The 21,345-nt window shown below is 73.0% G+C and carries 15 protein-coding genes and 3 pseudogenes; 11 read left to right on the forward strand and 7 right to left on the reverse strand.

The annotated features are described in order from the left end of the window. Positions 1-6 precede the first annotated feature (6 nt). On the reverse strand, positions 7-2,184 hold the full coding sequence (gene scpA, locus OG946_RS35730) for a methylmalonyl-CoA mutase (protein WP_326800078.1): 2,178 nt from the start codon (positions 2,182-2,184) through the stop codon (positions 7-9). Further along, positions 2,181-3,992 (reverse strand): methylmalonyl-CoA mutase family protein, encoded by a 1,812-nt coding sequence (locus OG946_RS35735; RefSeq protein WP_326800079.1) that lies wholly within the window; start codon positions 3,990-3,992, stop codon positions 2,181-2,183. Before OG946_RS35735 ends, scpA begins: the two co-directional genes overlap by 4 nt. A gap of 408 nt (positions 3,993-4,400) precedes the next feature. On the opposite strand from OG946_RS35735, the gene OG946_RS35740 reads away from it, so the two are divergent. The 5 genes from OG946_RS35740 to OG946_RS35760 are packed head-to-tail and all read left to right on the forward strand — an operon-like array spanning position 4,401 to position 12,112. Beyond that, positions 4,401-8,057 carry a nitrate reductase subunit alpha gene (locus OG946_RS35740; RefSeq protein ID WP_326800080.1) on the forward strand — a complete coding sequence of 1,219 codons (3,657 nt, stop codon included), beginning with the start codon at positions 4,401-4,403 and terminating at the stop codon, positions 8,055-8,057. Beyond that, the gene (narH, locus tag OG946_RS35745) at positions 8,057-9,682 is read left to right on the forward strand and encodes a nitrate reductase subunit beta (RefSeq protein WP_326800081.1); all 1,626 of its coding nucleotides are present in this window, start codon (positions 8,057-8,059) and stop codon (positions 9,680-9,682) included. The genes OG946_RS35740 and narH overlap by 1 nt, the downstream gene beginning before the upstream one ends. After that, positions 9,679-10,356, forward strand: coding sequence for a nitrate reductase molybdenum cofactor assembly chaperone (narJ, locus tag OG946_RS35750; RefSeq protein WP_326800082.1), 678 nt, complete (start codon positions 9,679-9,681; stop codon positions 10,354-10,356). Before narH ends, narJ begins: the two co-directional genes overlap by 4 nt. Continuing rightward, on the forward strand, positions 10,353-11,114 hold the full coding sequence (gene narI / locus OG946_RS35755; RefSeq protein ID WP_326800083.1) for a respiratory nitrate reductase subunit gamma: 762 nt from the start codon (positions 10,353-10,355) through the stop codon (positions 11,112-11,114). The genes narJ and narI overlap by 4 nt, the downstream gene beginning before the upstream one ends. Then, on the forward strand, positions 11,111-12,112 hold the full coding sequence (locus OG946_RS35760) for a tellurite resistance/C4-dicarboxylate transporter family protein (protein ID WP_326800084.1): 1,002 nt from the start codon (positions 11,111-11,113) through the stop codon (positions 12,110-12,112). Before narI ends, OG946_RS35760 begins: the two co-directional genes overlap by 4 nt. Before the next feature lie 4 nt (positions 12,113-12,116). Here OG946_RS35760 and OG946_RS35765 read toward each other — a convergent pair whose 3' ends face one another. Continuing rightward, on the reverse strand, positions 12,117-12,575 hold the full coding sequence (locus OG946_RS35765; RefSeq protein ID WP_326800085.1) for an SRPBCC family protein: 459 nt from the start codon (positions 12,573-12,575) through the stop codon (positions 12,117-12,119). A gap of 118 nt (positions 12,576-12,693) precedes the next feature. Between OG946_RS35765 and OG946_RS35770 the strand changes: the two genes are divergently transcribed. Next, positions 12,694-13,680, forward strand: coding sequence for a GlxA family transcriptional regulator (locus tag OG946_RS35770; RefSeq protein WP_442814662.1), 987 nt, complete (start codon positions 12,694-12,696; stop codon positions 13,678-13,680). Then, positions 13,677-14,471: a DJ-1/PfpI family protein gene (locus OG946_RS35775; RefSeq protein WP_326800087.1), complete on the forward strand. Its 795-nt coding sequence runs from the start codon at positions 13,677-13,679 to the stop codon at positions 14,469-14,471. The genes OG946_RS35770 and OG946_RS35775 overlap by 4 nt, the downstream gene beginning before the upstream one ends. A gap of 11 nt (positions 14,472-14,482) precedes the next feature. Here OG946_RS35775 and OG946_RS35780 read toward each other — a convergent pair. The 3 genes and pseudogenes from OG946_RS35780 to OG946_RS35790 all read right to left on the reverse strand — a co-directional run bounded on the left by OG946_RS35780 (position 14,483) and on the right by OG946_RS35790 (position 15,907). Further along, positions 14,483-15,107 (reverse strand): annotated as a pseudogene (locus OG946_RS35780) (response regulator). Continuing rightward, a complete protein-coding gene (locus tag OG946_RS35785) occupies positions 15,104-15,298 on the reverse strand; it encodes a hypothetical protein (RefSeq protein WP_326800088.1) in 195 nt (64 codons plus the stop codon). Before OG946_RS35785 ends, OG946_RS35780 begins: the two are co-directional and overlap by 4 nt. 198 nt (positions 15,299-15,496) lie before the next feature. Continuing rightward, positions 15,497-15,907 (reverse strand): MarR family transcriptional regulator, encoded by a 411-nt coding sequence (locus OG946_RS35790; protein WP_326800089.1) that lies wholly within the window; start codon positions 15,905-15,907, stop codon positions 15,497-15,499. Between the two features lie 336 nt (positions 15,908-16,243). On the opposite strand from OG946_RS35790, the gene OG946_RS35795 reads away from it, so the two are divergent. Then, positions 16,244-17,086 carry an alpha/beta fold hydrolase gene (locus OG946_RS35795; RefSeq protein ID WP_326800090.1) on the forward strand — a complete coding sequence of 281 codons (843 nt, stop codon included), beginning with the start codon at positions 16,244-16,246 and terminating at the stop codon, positions 17,084-17,086. 418 nt (positions 17,087-17,504) lie between these two features. Next, positions 17,505-18,842 carry an epoxide hydrolase family protein gene (locus OG946_RS35800; protein ID WP_326800091.1) on the forward strand — a complete coding sequence of 446 codons (1,338 nt, stop codon included), beginning with the start codon at positions 17,505-17,507 and terminating at the stop codon, positions 18,840-18,842. Between the two features lie 221 nt (positions 18,843-19,063). On the opposite strand, the pseudogene OG946_RS35805 reads toward OG946_RS35800, so the two are convergent. Then, positions 19,064-19,861: pseudogene (locus OG946_RS35805) on the reverse strand (transposase). A 151-nt stretch (positions 19,862-20,012) separates the two neighbouring features. Between OG946_RS35805 and OG946_RS35810 the strand changes: the two are divergent. Then, complete coding sequence (locus tag OG946_RS35810) at positions 20,013-21,020, forward strand: ADP-ribosylglycohydrolase family protein (RefSeq protein ID WP_326800092.1); 1,008 nt, start codon at positions 20,013-20,015, stop codon at positions 21,018-21,020. Between the two features lie 54 nt (positions 21,021-21,074). Then, a pseudogene (locus OG946_RS35815) lies at positions 21,075-21,222 on the forward strand (IS5/IS1182 family transposase); the annotation flags it as partial. Positions 21,223-21,345 lie beyond the last annotated feature (123 nt).

A 21,345-nucleotide genomic window follows, 5' to 3' on the forward strand; every position in this document is an offset into this window, starting at 1 on the left:
ACCCGCTCACGCGGCGTCGTGCCCGAGGCCGGCGGCCAACTGCGTCACCAGGTCGTACGCGGCGTCCGGGATCACCGTGCCCGGCGGGAACACCGCCGTCGCGCCCATCTCCAGCAGCGTCGCCGCGTCCTGCGGCGGGATCACCCCGCCCACCACGACCATGATGTCCTCGCGTCCCTCCGCCGCCAGCGCCTCGCGCAGCGCGGGTACGAGCGTCAGGTGCCCGGCCGCCAGCGACGACACCCCCACGATGTGCACGTCCGCCTCCACGGCCTGCCGCGCCACCTCCGCCGGGGTCTGGAAGAGCGGGCCGACGTCCACGTCGAAGCCGAGGTCGGCGAAGGCCGTGGCGATCACCTTCTGCCCGCGGTCGTGCCCGTCCTGGCCCATCTTGGCGACCAGGATGCGCGGCCGCCGGCCCTCGGCCTCCGCGAACGTGCCCACCCGCGCCCTGGTCCGCTCCACCGACGGCGACTCGCCCGCCTCGTTCCGGTACACACCGGAGATCGTACGGATCTGCCCGGCGTGCCGCCCGTAGCTCTTCTCCAGGGCGTACGAGATCTCGCCCACCGTCGCCCGGGCGCGTGCGGCCCGTACCGCCAGCTCCAGCAGGTTGCCCTCGCCGCCGGCCGCCCGCGCCAGGTCGTCCAGCGCGTCCCGGCACGCGGTCTCGTCGCGCTCCGCGCGCAGCCGCTCCAGCTTCGCGATCTGCTGCGCCCGCACCGCGGAGTTGTCGACCTTCAGCACCTCGATCTGCTCGTCGGACGCCACCCGGTACTTGTTCACGCCGATCACCGGCTGCCGCCCCGAGTCGATACGGGCCTGGGTGCGCGCCGCCGCCTCCTCCACCCGCAGCTTCGGGATGCCCGCGTCGATCGCCTGCGCCATCCCGCCGGCCTGCTCGACCTCCTCGATGTGCTGCCAGGCCCGCCGCGCCAGGTCGTACGTCAGCCGCTCCACGTACGCGCTGCCGCCCCACGGGTCGATCACCCGGGTCGTGCCGGACTCCTGCTGGAGCAGCAACTGCGTGTTGCGGGCGATCCGGGCGGAGAAGTCCGTCGGCAGCGCCAGCGCCTCGTCCAGGGCGTTGGTGTGCAGCGACTGCGTGTGGCCCTGGGTGGCCGCCATCGCCTCGACGCAGGTGCGCGTCACGTTGTTGTAGACGTCCTGCGCCGTCAGCGACCAGCCGGAGGTCTGCGAGTGCGTGCGCAGCGACAGCGACTTGGGATTCTGCGGATCGAAGCGCTTGACGAGCTTCGCCCACAGCAGGCGTGCCGCGCGCAGCTTCGCGATCTCCATGAAGAAGTTCATGCCGATCGCCCAGAAGAACGACAGCCGCGGCGCGAACGCGTCCACGTCCAGGCCCGCTTCCCGGCCCGCCCGGATGTACTCCACCCCGTCGGCGAGGGTGTACGCCAGCTCCAGGTCGGCCGTCGCTCCCGCCTCCTGGATGTGGTAGCCGGAGATCGAGATCGAGTTGTAGCGCGGCATCTTCCGCGAGGTGAAGGCGAAGATGTCGGAGATGATCCGCATCGACGGCTTCGGCGGGTAGATGTAGGTGTTGCGGACCATGAACTCCTTGAGGATGTCGTTCTGGATGGTCCCCGCCAGCTTTTCCGGCGGCACCCCCTGCTCCTCGGCCGCCACGATGTACAGCGCCAGCACCGGCAGCACCGCGCCGTTCATCGTCATCGACACCGTCATCCGGTCCAGCGGGATGCCGTCGAAGAGCTGGCGCATGTCGAGGATCGAGTCGATCGCCACCCCCGCCATGCCGACGTCGCCCGTCACCCGCGGGTGGTCGCTGTCGTAGCCGCGGTGGGTGGGCAGGTCGAAGGCGACGGACAGGCCCTTCTGCCCGGCCGCCAGGTTGCGGCGGTAGAAGGCGTTGGACTCCTCGGCGGTGGAGAAGCCCGCGTACTGCCGGATCGTCCAGGGCTGGTTGACGTACATCGTCGGGTACGGGCCGCGCAGGTACGGCGCGATGCCCGGGTAGGTGTCCAGGAAGTCCAGGTCCGCCAGGTCCTGCCCGGTGTACAGCGGCCGGACGGCGATGCCCTCGGGCGTCTCCCAGCCGAGGTCGCCGCCGTCGCCGCCGCGCTTGACCGCGGCGCGCCACTCGTCGGCGCCGGTCGCGGGGGCCGGAGTGCCCAGCTCGATGTCCGAGAAGTCGGGGACGGTCATCGGGCCACTCCCATGCGGTCGAGTGCGTCGGTCAGCACGGCCACGGCGTCGCAGTCGGCGTGGACGTAGGTGTCGGCGCCGTCGTACGCGCCCGGCCGCCCGGCGAGGTACACGTGCCGCGCCCCCGCGGCCCGCAGCTCCGCCGCGGCGTCGGCGCCCTGCTCGGCGTACACCGCGTCGCCGGAGCACAGGCACGCCTCGCGCGCCCCGCTGTCCGCGAACGTGCCGCCGGTGACGGGCTCGACGCCGCCGGCCTGGAACAGGTTCGCCGCGAAGGTCAGCCGCGGGGTGTGCACGGCGGCCGGGCCCAGGGCGGCGAGGAAGACGCGCGGCCGGGCACCGGTCGCGGCCAGATGCGCGTCGGAGCGCGCCCGCAGCGCCTCGAACGCCTCGTCCCTGCGCACCCGCGGCAGCCCGCCGGACGGCGGCTCGGGCGCGGGCTCGCGGACGACGGGCTTCTCCGCCAGGTCGGGGAACTCGCTGACCCCGGTCACCGGCTCGCGGCGGGTGGCGAGCCTCCTGCCGCGCTCCGCCCAGGTCCGTGCCAGCCGCTCGCCGACCATCCCGGAGCGCAGCGCGGCCGCCTGGCCGCCGGCCCGCTCGATCTCCTGGAAGAACGCCCAGCCGGCGTGCGCGAGTTCGTCGGTCAGCCCCTCCACGTACCAGGAGCCGCCCGCCGGGTCGATGACCCGGGCCAGGTGGGACTCCTCGACGAGGACGGCCGAGGTGTTGCGGGCGACGCGCCGGGAGAACGCGTCCGGCAGGCCGATCGCGTGGTCGAAGGGGAGCACCGTCACCGCGTCCGCGCCGCCGACCCCGGCGGCCAGGGTGGCGACCGTGGTGCGCAGCATGTTCACCCACGGGTCGCGGCGCGTCGCCATCACCGGCGAAGTCACCGCGTGCTGGAGCTGGGCCCCTGCCGTGGGCGCCCCGCAGACCTCCGCGACCCGCGCGAACAGCCGGCGCGCCGCCCGCAGCTTGGCGACCGTCAGGAACTGGTCGGCGGTGGCCGCGTAGCGGAACTCCAGTTGGGCACACGCCTGCGCGGTGCTCAGCCCGGCCGCGGTCAGCTCCCGCAGATAGGCGACCGCGGTGGCCAGCGAGCAGCCCAGTTCCTGCGCCGCGGACCCGCCGGCCTCGTGGTACGGCAGGGCGTCCACGGTGACGGCCCGCTGGCCCGGGTGGCGGTCGGCGCACAGCCGGGCGAGTCCGGTCATGGCCTCGGGGTCCCCCGGCTGTCCGGTACGGGCCTCGTGGCCGAGCGGGTCGGCGCCCAGGCCGCCCCGGGCGGCGCCGGCGGCGACGCCGCGCTCCTCGTACAGCCGCAGCAGTTCCCGCGCGGCCGGCCCGGTCTCCGCGCCGGCGTCCAGGACGACGGGCGCGAGATCGAGGTAGACGTCCCTCAGGACGTCCCCCAGCGCCGCCACGGGGATGCCGCCGTCGCCGACGGCGAGCCACAGGGAGGTGGCGCCGTTCTCCAGGTCGCCGAGCACGGCCCCCGCGTCGGGCACGGCGTGCCGCTGGCGTACGTCCCAGCCGCCCGCGGCGTTCCCCTCGGGCCGCCCGCCGCGGACGAAGGGCGCGAAGCCGGGCAGGCCCGGGTCGGGGGCGCGGTCGCGCGCGGTGTAGAGCGGCGGGGTGCGCAGCCCGTCCTCGAGCGCGGTGGACAGCAGGGACTCCGCCTCGGCGCCGGAGACCTCCTTGCCGGACTTGCGCAGCACGCCGGCCACCAGGTGCTGCCACTCCTCGTGCGACGCGTCGGCGAACTCGGCCGCCAGGGAGAGCCCGTCATCGGGCAGGACAGTCATGGTCGGATGCTAGCCAGGTCGGCTAATGGATAGGCGATGCCGGCCTTGGCTGTGACTTTGTTCTCGTCAAGGCCCCGCCCGGCGGCCCTCTCGCCGCCCGGGCGTCCGGGGCCGAACGCGGCCGCCGCCGCCCGGGCCCGCACGGCGCGCCGGGACCGGAGAGGACGGGCGAACGGATTCCTGGCCGAAAGTGTGCGTTATTCCGCCGGGGAAGGCGCAATTCAGGACAGGGCTGAAATTGCACCGTTCCGCCAACGCCCGGTAAAGACAGTTTCCCGATGCAACCAAATGGCCGGAATGCGGTTCCCGCAGGACCGGGAAAAGGGGCACGCTGCGGTCGATCGGAGTTGTGGTGCGCCGGCCGCCTCCGCGCTTTCGGCGTACCCGTCACCCGGAAGGGGTTGCCACGTGGTCCGGAGCCGGACGAAAGCCAGGGCGGAGCGCGCGGCCGACGCCGCCGCCGAACGCCTGCTGCGAGCTGGGCAGTTACTGCGCAGGTCGGCGGAGACGGCGGACGGCCGCGCCGTCTTCCGCGCGGACCAGGACGTCAACGACGCCCCGTACCGCGACCGTTGGGCCCACGACAAAGTCGTCCGCTCGACCCACGGCGTCAACTGCACCGGCTCTTGTTCATGGCAGGTGTATGTCAAAGACGGGCTTATCACCTGGGAGACCCAGGCGACCGACTATCCGTCGACGGGACCCGACCGGCCGGATTACGAGCCGCGCGGCTGCCCGCGCGGCGCGTCATTTTCGTGGTACACGTACTCGCCCACGCGCGTGCGTTATCCGTACGCGCGCGGAGTTCTCGTCCAGATGTACCGCGACGCCAAACGCCGCCTCGACGACCCGGTCGCCGCCTGGGCGGAGATCACCGGGGATCCCGAGCGGCGGCGCCGCTACCAGAGCGCCCGCGGCAAGGGCGGCCTGGTGCGCATCGGCTGGGACGAGGCGCTGGAGATCGCCGCCGCGGCGCACGTGCAGACCCTCCGGGCGTACGGCCCCGACCGGATCGCCGGCTTCTCCCCGATCCCCGCCATGTCGATGGCCTCGCACGCCGTCGGCGCCCGCTTCCACGCGCTCATCGGCGCCCCCATGCTGTCGTTCTACGACTGGTACGCCGACCTGCCCATCGCCTCCCCGCAGGTCTTCGGCGACCAGACCGACGTGCCCGAGTCCGGCGACTGGTGGGACGCCGCCTACCTGATGCTCTGGGGCTCCAACGTCCCGGTCACCCGCACCCCCGACGCCCACTGGATGGCCGAGGCCCGCTACCGCGGCCAGAAGGTCGTCGTCGTCTCGCCCGACTACGCCGACGCCACCAAGTTCGCCGACGAGTGGCTGCACCCGCATCCGGGCACCGACGGTGCGCTGGCCATGGCGATGGGGCACGTGATCCTCAAGGAGTGCTTCGTCGACAGGCAGGTGCCCTACTTCACCGGGTACGTCAAGCAGTTCACCGACCTGCCGTTCCTCGTCGAGCTGGAGGAGACCGGCGACGGTGCGTACACCCCGGGCCGGTTCGTCACCGCCGCCGACGCCGGGCTCGCCGGCGGGGACCCCGCCGCCCGCCACCGACCCGTCCTCCTCGACGCCGCCACCGGCCGCGTCGTCGCGCCGCCCGGCACGCTCGGCGACCGCTGGTCCAAGCCGGGGGAGGGGCGCTGGCACCTCGACCTCGGCGACACGGACCCGCAGCTCACCCTGTACGGGGAGCAGGGCCCCACCGCCACCGTCGTCCTCGGCCGGTTCGACGAGCCGGGCGCCACCGTGCGGCGCGCCGTCCCCGTCCGCGAGGTCGGCGGACGCCGGGTGACGACCGTCTTCGACCTGTTGCTCGCGCGCTACGGCGTCCGGCGCCCCGGCCTCGACGGCCGCTGGCCCGCCTCGTACGACGACGCCGCCGTGCCCTGCACCCCCGCCTGGCAGGAGGCGATCACCTCCGTGCCCGCCGGCGCCGCCGTCCGCGCCGCCCGCGAGTGGGCCCGTACCGCCGAGCAGACCCGCGGCCGCTGCATGATCGTGATGGGCGCGGGCACCAACCACTGGTTCCACTCCGACACGATCTACCGCGCCTTCCTCTCCCTGCTCCTGCTCACGGGCTGCCAGGGCGTCAACGGCGGCGGCTGGGCACACTACGTCGGCCAGGAGAAGGTCCGCCCGTACGGCGGCTGGCAGCAGCTCGCCACCGCCGCCGACTGGGTCCGCCCCTCGCGGCAGATGGCCGGCACCCCGTACTGGTACCTGCACACCGGCCAGTGGCGCTACGACCGCGCCCCCGCCGACGCGCTGTCCTCGCCCACCGCCCGCGGCACGTTCGCCGGCCGGCACACCGCCGACCTCGTCGCCGAGTCCGCCCGCCGCGGCTGGATGCCCGCCGCGCCCGCCTTCTCCGCCAACCCCCTCGACCTCGGCCGCCGCGCGCACGACGCCGGCGCTGAACCCGCCGCCTGGGTCGCGGAGGAACTGCGCGCCGGCAGGCTCTCGTTCGCCTGCGACGACCCCGACGACCCCGCCAACTGGCCGCGGGTGCTGACCGTCTGGCGTGCCAACCTCATCGGCTCCTCCGCCAAGGGCAACGAGTTCTTCCTGCGCCACCTCCTGGGCGCCGACGACAACGCCACCGCCGCCGAGACCCCGCCCGAGCACCGCCCGCGCGACGTCACCTGGCGCGCCGAGGCGCCCCGCGGCAAGCTCGACCTGCTCCTCGCCCTCGACTTCCGCATGACCTCCACCACCCTCTTCGCCGACCTCGTGCTGCCCGCCGCCACCTGGTACGAGAAGCACGACCTGTCCAGCACGGACATGCACCCCTACGTGCACGCCTTCTCGCCCGCCATCAGCCCGCCCTGGCAGGCGCGCACCGACTTCGAGATCTTCCACGGCCTCGCCGCCGAGGTGAGCAGGCTCGCGCACGGGCGGCTGGAGAGCGCGTACGACCTGGTCGCCACCCCGCTGCAGCACGACACCCCCGGCGAGGTACCCGCCGGCGGGCCCACCACCCCCGCGTACACCCTCGTCCGCCGCGACTACACCGCGCTCGCCGACCGGCTCGCCGCCCTCGGCCCGCTGCCGGAACAGGACGGCATGCAGGTCAAGGGCGTGACCGTGCACGCGGGCCCGGAGGCCGCGTGGCTCGCCGAGCGCTGCGGCACCGCCGCCGCCGGGGCGGCCCGCGGCCGGCCGCTGCTCGACACCGACGTCAAGTTCTGCGAGGGCATCCTCGCCCTGTCCGGCACCACCAACGGCCGCCTCGCCGCCGAGGGCTTCGCCCGCCTCGCCGAGCGCTGCGGGCCCGGCAGCGGGCTCGCCGGGCTGGGCGCCGCCAACGCCGAGCGGCGCGTCGTCTTCTCCGACACCCAGGCCCGCCCCGTGCAGGTCTCGACCAGCTTCGAGTGGTCCGGCAAGGAAGCGCACGACCGGCGCTACGCCCCGTTCACCGTCAACACCGAGCACAAGAAGCCCTGGCACACCCTCACCGGCCGCCAGCACTTCTACCTCGACCACGAGTGGATCCGCGAGTTCGGCGAGCAACTGCCCGTCTACCGCCCGCCGCTGGACCTCGCCGCGCTCGGCGAGCAGCCCCGCGGCGACGGCGCCGGACAGCGCCAGGTGACCGTCCGCTACGTCACCCCGCACTCGAAGTGGTCCATCCACTCCGAGTACCAGGAGAACCTGCTCATGCAGACCCTCGCCCGCGGCGGCCCCGTCATCTGGCTGGCCCCGCAGGACGCCGACGCCATCGGCGCCGCCGACAACGACTGGATCGAGGCGGTCAACGCCAACGGCGTCGTCGTCGCCCGCGCCGTCGTCTCCCACCGCATGCCGCCCGGCACCGTGTTCATGTACCACGTGCAGGAACGCCTCGTGAACGTGCCCAAGTCCGAGGCCACCGGCCGCCGCGGCGGCGTCCACAACGCCCTCACCCGGCTGCTGATCAAGCCCACCCACCTCATCGGCGGCCACGGCCAGCTCTCCTTCGCCCCCAACTACTACGGGCCCACCGGCAACCAGCGCGACGCGGTCACCGTCATCCGCCGCCGCGCCCAGGAGGTGACCTACTGATGCGTGTCATGGCACAGGTCGCGATGGTCATGAACCTCGACAAGTGCATCGGCTGCCACACCTGCTCCGTCACCTGCAAGCAGACGTGGACCAACCGCAGCGGCACGGAGTACGTGTGGTTCAACAACGTCGAGACCCGCCCGGGCCAGGGCTACCCGCGCGGCTACCAGGACCAGGAGCGCTGGCGCGGCGGCTGGCGGCTGAAGAACGGCCGCCTCGTGCCGCGCAGCGGCGGCCGCGCCCGCAGGCTCGCCCGGATCTTCGCCAACCCCGAACTGCCCGCGCTTTCCGACTACTACGAGCCCTGGACGTACGACTACGACAACCTCACCACCGCCCCCCTCGGCGACGACGTGCCTACCGCCCCGCCCCGCTCCCTCGTCGACGGCCGCCCCACCGCCGTCACCTGGGGGCCGAACTGGGACGACGACCTCGGCGGCGGCCCGGAGCACCTCGCCGGGGACCCGGTGCTGCAGCGCATGAACGAGAAGGTGCGGCTGGAGTACGAGCAGGCGTTCATGTTCTACCTGCCGCGGATCTGCGAGCACTGCCTGAACCCCTCGTGCGTCGCGGTCTGCCCCTCGGGGGCGCTGTACAAGCGCATCGAGGACGGCATCGTCCTGGTCGACCAGGACCGCTGCCGCGGCTGGCGGATGTGCGTCACCGGCTGCCCGTACAAGAAGGTCTACTTCAACCACCGCACCGGCAAGGCCGAGAAGTGCACCCTGTGCTACCCGCGCATCGAGGCCGGCCAGCCGACGGTCTGCTCCGAGACCTGCGTCGGCCGGCTGCGCTACCTCGGCGTCATGCTCTACGACGCCGACAAGGTCGGCGAGGCCGCCGCGACCGAGGACGAGAAGGGCCTCTACGAGGCCCAGCTCGGCTGCTTCCTCGACCCCGACGACCCCGAAGTGGCCCGCGCCGCCGAGGACTCCGGCATCCCGCACGACTGGATCACCGCCGCCCGCCGCTCCCCGGTGCGGGCGCTGATCAGCACGTACCGGATCGCGCTGCCGCTGCACCCGGAGTACCGCACGATGCCGATGGTCTGGTACATTCCGCCGCTCTCCCCGGTGGTGGACTCGCTGACCGCCACCGGCCACGACGGCGAGGACCCCGCCCGGCTCTTCGCCGCCATCGACGCGCTGCGCATCCCGGCCGCGTACCTCGCCGAACTGTTCACCGCGGGCGACACCGCGCCCGTCGAGGCTGTGCTCTGCCGGCTGGCTGCGATGCGCTCCCACATGCGGCGCGTCAACCTCGGCGAGGAGCAGGACCCGGCCATCGCCGGGGCCGTCGGCATGGACGCCGAAAGCATCGAGGCGATGTACCGGCTGCTGGCCGTCGCCAAGTACGAGGACCGCTACGTCATCCCCACCGGCTACACGACCCGGGACGGCGGCGGCCCCGGCCCGTCCGGCTGCAGCCTGGAGGGCGAGGGCGGCCCCGGCATGTACGACGCCGACGCCTTCCACCGCCCGCTGCCCGACCCGCGCCAGGGCCCGCACGCGTCACAAGAGTCCGAGCACGCCGGGATGCCGCTGCGCGGCCGGGTCAACCTGCTCGACTGGGACGGCAGGAGCCGCCCCGACGGCCTCTTCCCCCGCCCGAAGGAGCAGCCGTGACCGCCGCCGCCCGCCCCGCGCTGCTGCACCAGGCCGCCTCCCTGCTCCTGCTCCACCCCGGCGACGACTGGCCCGAGCGCCGCCGCCTCGTACGCACCGCGCTGACCGGCGCCCCCGGCCGCCCCGCCGGTCTGCTCCGCCGCTGCTGCGACGCCCTCGCCCCCGTGCCCGTGCTGACGCTCTCCGACCGCTACGTCACCACCTTCGACCGCAGCCGCCGCCGCACCCTGCACCTGACGTACTACACCGACGGCGACACCCGCCGCCGCGGCGGCTCCCTGCTGCGCTGGCAGCGGCTCTACCGCGCCCACGGCTGGCAGCCGCCCGCCGACGAACTGCCCGACTTCCTGCCGCTGGCCCTGGAGTTCGCCGCCCGCTGCCCCACCCCTGGGCGGCAGGCACTCCAGGACCACCGCGCCGCTCTGGAACTGCTGCGCCTCGCGCTGACCGACCACGGGAGCCCGTACGCCGACGTGCTGGACGCCGTCTGCCGCACCCTGCCCGGCGCCTCGCCCGCCGACCGGGCCGCCGCCCTGCGGCTGGCGCGCAGCGGGCCGCCCGCCGAGTCCGTGGGCCTGCTGCCGTTCCCCGCCCGCCTGCCCGGTCAGCCGGGTGCGCCGAGCGGTCCCGGTCCTTCCGATCACCCGGTACGGCCGGAGGAGACCGCCCGATGAGCCACGTCCACACCGCCCTGTGGGGCGTCCTGCCGTACCTCGTCCTCACCCTGCTGGTCGCCGGCACCGCCTGGCGCTACCGCTACGACCGCTTCGGCTTCACCACCCGCTCCAGCCAGCTCCACGAGCACCGCCTGCTGCGGATCGGCGGACCCCTGTTCCACTACGGGCTGCTCTTCGTCGTCGCCGGGCACGCCATCGGGCTGCTGATCCCGGAGGAGGCCACAGAGCGCGTGCACGTCACCGAGGCCGTGTACCACGCCAACGCCCTCCTCCTCGGCGGCGTTTCCGGCGTCGCCGCCACCGCGGGCCTGGCCCTGCTGCTCTACCGCCGCGTCTCCCGGCCCGCGGTACGCGCCGCCACCAGCCGCGGCGACCGCGTGGTCTACCCCGTCCTCGTCACCGTGATCGTCGCCGGGCTGACCGCCACGGCCACCACCCTCCCCGCCGGCCGCTACGACTACCGCGAGGGCGTCTCGGTGTGGTTCCGCTCGCTCTTCGCCCTCGACCCGGACGCCGGCGCGATGGCCGACGCGCCGCTGGTCTTCCAGCTCCACACCCTGTTCGGCATGGTGCTCTTCGCGCTCTGGCCGTTCAGCCGCCTGGTGCACGCCTTCACCGCGCCGCTGGGGTACCTCAACCGCCCGTACGTCGTCTACCGTTCGCGCGCCCCGCGCAGCGGCACCGTCCAGCCGCCGGAGCCGCGGCCCGTCCCCGCCCCGCGCGCCCGCGCCCGAGCCCGCGCGCTGCGGCGATGACCGGGGCGGCGGCCCGGATCCGCGCGCGCACCGCAGGGCTGGCACCGGGCTGCTTCGCCCCGGTCATGGCCACCGGCATCGTCTCGCGCGCCCTGGACGCGGCCGGCGCCCACCGCCCCGCCGTGCTCCTGCTGGCGGTGGCCGCGGCGGCGTTCGTACCCCTGCTCGCCGGGACGGCGCTGCGGGCCGTGCACCACCGCGACCGCCTCGCCGCCGATCTCGCCCACCCCGCCCGCGCGTTCGGCGCCTTCACCCTCACCGCGGCGGCCGGCGTCCTCGCCACCCGCCTCGCCGACGAGGGCGCCCGGCCCGCGGCCCTCGCCCTGCTGGCGGTCGCCGCGCCGGGATGGGCGCTCGCCGCCGCCGGCGTACTGCGCATGCTCCGCCGCCACGGCCGCACCGCACTCGCACGGACCGACGGCACCTGGTTCCTGGCGACCGTCGGACTCCAGTCGCTGACGCTGACCGTCACCGCCACCCTGCCCGGCCCGGCCGCGGCCGGGCTCGCGTGCGCGCTCTGGCTCGCCGGTCTCGTCCTGTACGGGCTCACGCTGGCCGCCGTCGCGCACCGCCTGCGCCACCACCCGCCCGGCGCGGCGGGCCTCGGCCCCGCGTACTGGATCACCATGGGAGCCGTCGCCATCTCGCTGCTCGCCGGCGCCCGACTCCAGTACCGCGTCGGCCTGTTGCGCCACGGCCCCGGCCACGTCCTGCTCCCCGCGCTCTGGCTCTGGGCGACCGCCCTGCTCCCCGTACTCCTCGCCGCGGGCGCCTGGCGCCACCTCCACCGCCGCCGGCCGCTGCGCTACGAGCCGGCGCTGTGGTGCATCGTCTTCCCGGCCGGCATGTACGCCACCGCCACCGCCGCCCTCGACCCCCTCCCGCGCCCCTTCACCCGCGCCGCCACCGTCTGCGCCCTGGCCGCCTGGACGGCGGTCACCGCACTGCTGCTGCACCACCGCGCCACGGCACCCGCCCGGCTGCCGGTACGCCCGTAGCGGGTCAGGGGTCGCGGAGCAGACCGTCGAGGACGCGCCCGAAGACCCTGCGCGCGGTCCACGCCACCACCGGATCCAGCGCCCGCGGCAGACGCCGCACCCTCAGCTGCTCCCGCCACACCACCCGCACGGGCCCCGCGGCACCGTCGCCCGCCTCCGGCCCGTACACCTCGATTTCAGCCCAACCGAGCACGACCCGCCCACGCTTGACGAGCCGGCACCGCCCCACCGCCCGCCCCGCCCCCGGCGGGGACCACTCGACGACCTCCATCGGATCGTCGAAGCCCACCCTGCCCACACCGGTACGCGCCGTGAACCCCGCCCCGACGCCCTCCGCGGGCACGGACACGCCGGCGATCCGGGTCAGCGGCACCCGCCCGCCGTGGGCCGGCCAGTCCGTCAGCCGCTCCCAGACCGCCACCGCCGGCGCCCGCACCGTACGCTCCACCTCGAACAGGGCCATGCCTCAAGGCTAGGCCGCCGCCGGATACCCTGCCGGAGGCCGGAGGCCGGAGGCAGGAGCGGCACGTGCCGCCGCGAGCCGGAGAGGCGGGGTGCGGGTGACGGACGCGGTACGCCGGGTGGTGCTCGTCGCGTACGACGACGCGCAGATACTCGACATCGCCTGCCCCGCCGGTGCCCTGGACGCCGCGAACCGCTTCGGCGCGGCGCCTCCGTACGCCATCGGGCTCGCCACCGCCACCGGACGCGGCGTGCTCAGCTCCGCCGGCATCGGCGTCGGCGGCGGGCAGCGCCTCGCCGAGGTGCCGGCGCGGCCGGACACCCTCATGGTCGTCGGCGGCATCGGGCACGAGCGGGCCGCCGTGGACGGGGAGTTGGTCAAGCAGGTACGCAGGCTCGCCACCGGCGCCCGCCGGGTCGCGGCGGTGTGCACCGGGGTGTTCGTACTGGCCGCCGCGGGTCTGGTGGACCAGCGGCGGGTGACCACCCACTGGCGCTACGGCGCCGAACTCGCCGCCCGCCACCCGGCCGTCGCCGTCGACCCGGCCCCGCTGTACGTACGCGACGGGCACGTCTACACCTCCGCCGGGGTGACCAGCGCGCTGGACCTGACGCTCGCGCTCGTCGAGGACGACCACGGCCCCACCCTCGCGCGCGCCGTCGCCCGCGAGCTGGTGACGTATCTGCACCGCCCCGCCGACCAGGCGCAGATCAGCATGTTCCTTGCTGCCCCGCCCAGCGGCGACCGCCTCGTCCGCGACCTCCTCGGGTACGTCTCGGGACACCTCGCCGACGACCTCGGCCCGGGCGCGCTCGCCGCCCGCGCGGGCGTCAGCACCCGCCACCTCACCCGGCTGTTCGCCCGGCACCTCGGCACCACCCCGGCGCGCGCCGTGCGCGCCGCCCGTACCGAGGGCGCCGCCCACCTCGTCCGCTCCAGCGGGCTGACGCTCGCCGCGATCGCGCGCCGCTGCGGGTTCCGCTCCGCCGAGACGCTGCGGCAGGCGTTCCTGGAGCGCTACGGGGCCACGGGGGACACGATTCGCAGGATGCCGGACATGCCGCGGGCCCGCCCCCGCCCCGATCGGCAGACTCCCGGAGCATGACGAACAGCCACACGGAGACCGACAGGAAGACCACCCGCAGGGCCGCCCTCGGCGGCGCGATGGCGCTCGCCGCGGCGGGCCTGGCAGCCGGACTCCCGGCCGGGACGGCCCACGCCGGCACGAAGGTGAGCACGGGAGGGCGGAGCGGCCCGCGGATCGGGGTCGTGCTCTACGACGGCTTCAGCCTGCTCGACCCGACGGGCCCGGTCGAGGTGCTGTCCCGGCTGCCCGGCGCCGACGTCACGATGATCGCCGAGCGCCGCGGCCCCGTCCGCACCGACACCGGGCACACCGCGGTCGTCGCCGACCGGTCGTTCGCCGAGACCGGCGAGCTGGACGTGGTCCTGGTACCGGGCGCCGGCAACCGCGGCACCATCGCCGCCATGGAGAACCCGGCGATCCTGGACTTCCTGCGCCGGGCCCACCGCCGCACCCGCTTCACCACCTCGGTGTGCACCGGCTCCCTCGTCCTCGGCGCCGCCGGCCTGCTCGGCACCCGCGCCACCACCTACTGGGCGTCGAAGGACTATCTGGAGGCGACCTTCGGCGTCACCTACGTGCCCGAACGCTACGTCCGCGACGGCAAGGTGATCACCGCCGCGGGCGTCTCGGCGGGCATCGACATGTCCGTCCACCTGACAGCGCTGCTCACCGACGAGTTGACGGCGCGCGCCATCCAGCTCGCCGTCGAGTACGACCCGCAGCCCCCGTACGACTCGGGCGACGCGGCCGAGGCGAGCCCGGAACTGAGGGAGATGGCGCTGCGCCTGCTCGCGGAGTCGCAGACGTAGGGCCGTCGTCGTCAGGTGAGGCCGGTCTCGTGCGCGTAGATGACGGCCTGCGTACGGTCCCGCAGGCCCAGCTTCGCGAGGACCGCCGTCACATGGGTCTTCACGGTCGACCTGCCGATGCCGAGGACGGCGGCGATCTCGGGTTGCTCAGCCCCTTCGCCACCTGCCGCAGCACCTCGGCCTCCCGCTCCGTCAGCGCGTCCAGCCGGTCGTCCCGCGCCGCACGCGGGACGACCGCGCCGGACACGAAGGCGTCGATCAGCCCGCGCACGACCGCCGGCGCGAGCAGTGCCTCGCCGGCCGCGACGGTGCGGATGGCGTCCACCAGGTCCTGCGGGTAGCCCGCGCGCAGCGCCTCGAAGACGTAGTCGTCACGCCGGAACGTGGTCAGGATCAGCACCCGCCCCGGCGGGGAGAGCGCGGTCAGCTCCCGGGCGGCGGCCAGGCCGTCCATGCCCCGCATCCGGATGTCCATGAGCGCACCACGTCGGGCGCGGTCGTACGGGCCAGTCGCAGCGCCTCCGCGCCGTCGCCGGCCTCGGCGGCGACCGTCAGGTCCGGCTCGGCGCCGATGACCGCAGCGAAGCCGGCCCGTACCACCGCCTGGTCGTCCACCACCAGCACCCGCACGCTCATCCCCGTACCTCCGCCAACCGGCCCGCGGGCGCGCTCGCGCCGGCGGCGTCGAACATGTCCAGCAGGTCGCGCAGCGCCGCCAGCGCCCGCCGCGCCTCGCCCGTCACCTCGGCCAGCGCGGCGGCGTGCCCGACGCGGCCCGTGAGCCCCGACTCGGCGCCGCGGACGAGCCGCGCGGTGCGCTCGGCCACGGCTCCCTGCAGCCCGGCGGCGACGCGCCGCCGCTCCGCGGCCACCGCCTCGCCGACGCGGGCATGGTAGAACCCGGCAACAACTCCGGGCTGGCATGTCAGCCGATCTTCATCGTGGACGCCCACCCGCGACCAGCCGGAGTGTCCCGCCCGTCCCTCACCAGACCCGTGACCTGCGGACTTCACTCTGCACAGACCTCAATCGGTCAGTTGGGCTGCTTCTATATGTGTGAGGACACGGTTCGAGGTCCGGGTGAGCGCGCCGAGGTCTTCAGAGGTGAGGGCGTCGATGAATGGTCGGCGGGCGTGCTCGGCGTGTGGGGGAGTGGCTTCCTCGGTTGCCTTGTAGCGGGCTGGGGTGGTGGCGATGAACGCTCCGCGTCCGTGGGCGGGGCGGTCTTTCTTGGTCATCAGTCCGCGCTTCGTCATCCGCGCGACTTGGTGGGACATTCGGTTCTTCTCCCGCTCCACCAGGTTCGTCAGGTCCGTGGAGCGGATCGTTCCGCTGCTGGTTTCGGTGGGTTTGGCCAGCATGGTGTAGTCGGAGGCGGGCATCCCGGAGTCGGCCTGGGCGCGGCGGGAAAGGCGTCCGGTGAGCTTCTCCTGCATGCGGGTGGAACTGTCCCAGGCGGTCTTGTCCTCTGAGGTCGGCCGGCGAGGTGTTGTGTTCGTGGAGGGAGCGTCACGGCGCGGCCGGGACGGGGTGTCCGTCCGCCTGGCAAGGGCCGGCAAAGTCGCCCCACCCGGTGCTAGTTGACGCTTCAACGATCGACCGCCTAGTGTCGATGACGCATCAACCAAAGTGTGGGCCGCCGGCCGGTCAGCCCGTGTGAGTCTCTCCGCAGGCGCTGAGCCCTCCCGGCGGCGCAGGCCGGGTCACCGCCGTGAACGCCGTGGAACAAGCGTCGGCCTGAAAGAGCAATAATGTCAGGAAAGGAAGAGATCGTGGGTTACATCACGGTAGGCACGGAGAACAGCGCGCCGGTCGAGCTGTACTACGAGGACCAGGGTTCGGGCCAGCCGGTCGTCCTGATCCACGGGTATCCGCTGAACGGGCACAGCTGGGAGCGTCAGACGCGCGAACTGCTGGCCCAGGGCTACCGGGTCATCACGTACGACCGTCGCGGATTCGGCCAGTCGTCGAAGGTGAGCACCGGCTACGACTACGACACCTTCGCCGCCGACCTGAGCACGGTCCTTGAGACCCTCGACCTGACGGACGTCGTGCTTGTCGGCTTCTCCATGGGCACCGGAGAACTCGCCCGCTACGTGAGCCGTCACGGACACGAGCGCGTCGCGAAACTCGCCTTCCTCGCCTCACTCGAGCCGTTCCTCGTCGCCCGCGACGACAACCCCGACGGGGTGCCGCAGACGGTCTTCGACAGCATCGCCGCGACCGCGAAGAGCGACCGGTACGCCTGGTTCACGCAGTTCTACAAGGACTTCTACAACCTCGGTGAGAACCTCGGCACGCGTATCAGCCAGGAGGTCGTGACCGGCAGTTGGAACGTCGCTGTCGGCAGCGCCCCGGTGGCTGCACACGCCGTGGTCCCGGCATGGATCGAGGACTTCCGCGGCGACGTCGAGGCGGTCCGCGCGAGCGGCAAGCCCGCCCTGATCCTCCACGGCACGGAGGACAACATCCTCCCGATCGACGCCACCGCGCGCCGATTCCACAAGGCCTTCCCCGAGGCCGACTACGTCGAGATCGAAGGAGCACCGCACGGCCTGCTCTGGACGCACGCGGACGAAGTGAACGCGGCCCTGCGTGACTTCCTGACGAAGTGAGGCGCGGCGGCAGCACAGTCGCAGGTGAAAGCGGAAGACAGGCAGGCACTGCCTGTCTTCCGCGGAAAAGGAAATGATGCGCCCGTTCTTGGACAAGGTCATGCCCGAGGCGTGGCAGGCAGCGGGAGCGTTCTCGTCGGCGATTCGCGAGGCGGCGTTGCAGCGCGGACTCTCGCTGCAGGAACTCGAGTTCATCAAGCTGCGTGCGTCGCAGATCCACGCGTGCACCTTCTGCATGGATGCTTTCTGCGCCGATGTGGCGAATACGCCTGCGCGGCCGCCACCCGCATCAGTGGTCCGCGGGCGCCGTGGCCCCGAGGGACAGAACAGTACCCCGCTCCCCGCCACCCTCTACAGACCTCCCTGCGCGCAGCCCGTACTCCGCCGGCCAGCGCCCCTTCGAAGTTGGAGCACATCCATGCGTTCACCGCATCACCCCGGTCCGGTCGCGGACGAGCCCTCCTTTAGCCCGTCCCGGCGCAGCCTGCTGCGAACCGCCACCATCGCCGGACTGGCGACCGCCGTACCGGCCGCCCTGGGCACGGACCTCGCCTCCGCCACCACCTCCGCCACCACCTCCGCCGGCGCCGTCGGCCCGCTGAACCTGCCGAAGGCCACCAGCCGGATCACACCGCTGGACCTGCGCGTCCCGGAGGCCCTGCTGACGGACCTGCGCCAACGGCTGGCCCATGTCCGGCTGCCCGAGCAGGAGACCGTCACCGACAACTCCCAGGGTGTCCAACTCGCCAAGCTGACCGGCCTGCTGCAGTACTGGCGCACTCAGTACGACTGGCGCCGCTTCGAACGGCAGATCAACGCCCTGGGCCAGTACCGCACGCAGATCGACGGCCTGGGCATCCACTTCCTGCACGTCCGCTCCCGGCACACGAACGCCACGCCGCTCATCCTCACCCACGGCTGGCCGGGCTCCTTCGTGGAGTTCGTGAAGGCGATCGGCCCCCTGACCGACCCCACGGCGCACGGCGGCAGCCCACAGGACGCCTTCCACGTGGTCGTCCCCTCGCTGCCGGGGTTCGGCTTCTCCGACCGGCCCGACACCACCGGCTGGACCAACGCCCGCATCGCGGCGGCCTGGGCCACCCTCATGGAACGCCTGGGCTACACCCGGTACGTCGCCCAGGGCGGCGACTGGGGCGGCGCCGTCACCACCCAACTGGGCAAGCTGCGGCCCAAGGGCCTGCTGGGAGTGCAGCTGAACTTCCCCGAGTACACCTTCAGCCCGCCGGTCACCGACACGACCACTCCCGCCGAACAGACGGCACTCGCCCAGATCCAGACCTTCTTCAGCCAGCTCTCCGGATACTCCCTGGAACAGTCGACCCGTCCGCAGACCATCGGCTACGCCCTCGCCGACTCTCCCTCAGGACAAGCCGCCTGGATCTATGAGAAGTTGCTCGACTGGACCGACAACACCGGCCGGCCCGAGGGTGTCCTGTCACTGAACGACATGCTGGACAACATCACCCTGTACTGGCTCACCGACACCGCCGCCTCCTCCGCCCGCCTGTACTGGGAGAACTACGGCGCCTCCGACCTGACCAAGCTCGACCTGCCGGTCGGACTGAGCGTCTTCCCCCACGAACTGGTCCGCAGCCCGAAGATCTGGGCCGAGCGCGCCTACAGCAACCTGGTCTACTACAACGACCAGATCCCCTACGGCGGCCACTTCGCGGCGTTCGAGCAGCCCCAGCTGTTCACCCAGGAGGTCAGGAAGTTCGCCCGACTGGTGAAGTAAGCCGCCCCCCGGCGGCGAACGGGCCGCAGCGAGGGCGGCGGCGGTAGATGTGAGGACACGTCCACCGCCGCCGCCCTCGTGGCATCTACGGGCTGCACAGCACCCGCGCCCATAACATTGAACATTCAGCGGGGTGGCGCCAACCCGATGCGGTCCACTCCACCGCACGCACCACCACACAGGGTGTGTCCAGTAGACGGCTGATCTGTGGTTGGCGATGGTCAGCGGCGGGCTGCCGCGAGGCGTCCTTCGAAGGCGATCTCGAAGGCGTTCAAGGGGGCCTTCCAGCGCATCGTCCAGCGTCGGCGGCCCTTTCCGGTCGGGTCCAGCGACATCGGCGCCAGTAGACGCACTTCAGGGCGGCTTGTTCGTTGGGGAAGTGCCCGCGGGGCCGGACGGCCTTGCGGATGCGGGCGTTGACGCTTGTCGCGGTGGCCGTCGACGGTGACGGCCATGACGACGTAGATCGGCCGGTTGGCGACCTGCGCGTCATGGATCTTCACGTGGATGGCGTCCACGAACAACACCGGATACACCGCTTGAGTTCTATCGGTGGTTGCGAACGCTTCGAGAGGAGACGTACGCATGCCCCGTGGAGGACAGAACCGGATGGTGATCGTGGTGACGGTCGACTTCGACACACTCGCGCCGTAGACCTCGGCCAGGTGAGCGGATATTTCGCCGTGCGTGAGGCCCTTGGCGGACAGCGACAGCACCATCCCGCCAACCCCGGTCAGGCGACGCTGCCGCTTCTTCACCAGCTGGGGCTCGAAGCTGCCCTCGACGTCCCTCGGCACGCTGATCTCCACCGGGCCGACCTCGGTGGTCACGGTCTTGGACCGGCGGCCGTTGCGGGAGTTGCCGCCGTCCCGGCCAGCCGCGTCGTGCTTTTCGTAGCCGAGATGGTCGGTCGTCTCGCCATCCAACGCGGACTCGATGACCCGCTTGGTCAACTGCTGCAGCAGCCCGCCCTCACCGGTCAGCTGCAGGCCCTCCGCCCGGGCCCGGTCCACCAGCATTCCGACCAGCTGGTCGTCCACCACCGGCGCCGCAGTGGCCCCCGGCTCCGACGGCGTCTCGTTCTCAACCCCGGCTACAACGTCAGTCATTCGGTGTCACTCCATGCCTCTTAGGATCGGTGGACCGGAACGATGATGGGGTGGGTACGGGATGAAGCGCGCGACGGGGGCACTGCTGGGGCTGGCCATCGGGGATGCCATGGGTTTCCCCACCGAGTTCAACACCCTCGCCCAGATCGAGGGGAAGTTCGGGCCGTGGCGTTCGCTTCCGCTGCCGGTCTCCTCGGGCACGGCTTACGTCACGGACGACACGCAGATGACGCTCGCGCTCGGCGAGGCGCTGCAAGCGGCACTGGCCGATGGCCCGCTTACCGCCGCACGGATGGAACCGCCGGTCCGGGCGCACTTCGTGAGTTGGTACCACTCGCCGGAGAACAACCGGGCTCCCGGGGGCACCTGCCTGCGTGCGTGCGAGGCGCTGGAGCGGGGCGGAGCCTGGCAGCGGGCCAGCGAGGTGGGGTCCAAGGGCTGCGGGGCGAACATGCGGGTCGCGCCGCTGGGCCTGATCCCGGGGCTGAGCGCTGAACAGCGCTCCGGCGCAGCGCAGTTGCAGTCGGGCCTCACCCACGGGCACCCCACCGCGCTGGCGGCCAGCGACGTGACCGCGCACACCGTCCACCTGCTGGCCCAGGGCACGGTCCCGCAGGAGCTGCTGTCCCTGCTGCGCGCCTACGCGGAGGCGAACCGGGCGGTGTACCGGGCCGACTGGCTGGGCGATCTGGCCGAGCACGCCCAGGATCCGGATCGGATCTCCTTCATCTCCCGTGGCTGGCAGGAGTGCCTGGCCGTCCTGGACCGGGTCGAGGCCGAGCTGCCGGAGGCAGATCCGGACGCCGACCCGTGCCTGGCCACCGGCGAGGGCTGGATCGCCGAGGAGGCGTTCGCCACCGCGCTGTTCTGCTTCCTCCAGCACCCCGACGATCCGCCGGCCGTCGTGCGCCGTGGCGCCTATTCCTGCGGCGACTCCGACTCGATTGCCGCGCTGGCCGGGGCGTTCGCCGGCGCGCGCCACGGGGCGGCGGCCTGGCCGTCGGAGTGGGTCGAGGTCATCGAGTACCGCGAGCGCCTGCTGGCGCTCGGTGCAGCCTGGGACCAGTAGCCAAGCAGGAGCCGGGACCACCGCGCTTAACACAATGAGGTGGAGCGGTCCGGGTTGCCGTGTCCAGGTCGGGAGTTGCGCGTTCGATCACGTGGGAGCGTCGCTGTGGATCGTGTCGGATGAGCTGGATCGTCTGGAGCGGCTGCTGCCGCAGCGTGAGCGGCGCTTTCGGTATCCGGGCCGCAGGCCGTTACCGGACCGGGCCTCAACGACACCTTCTCGGGCCCCGCCCCAGCCGAACGCGAGCAAGTCTCCGCGCTGCTCGTCAAACTCCTGCGGCTCCGCCCCTCACGCAGTTCGGTCGGGGGGCGATGTCCGCCGAACT

Origin of the sequence: Streptomyces sp. NBC_01808, from assembly GCF_035917395.1 — a bacterium.
Taxonomy (GTDB): domain Bacteria; phylum Actinomycetota; class Actinomycetes; order Streptomycetales; family Streptomycetaceae; genus Streptomyces.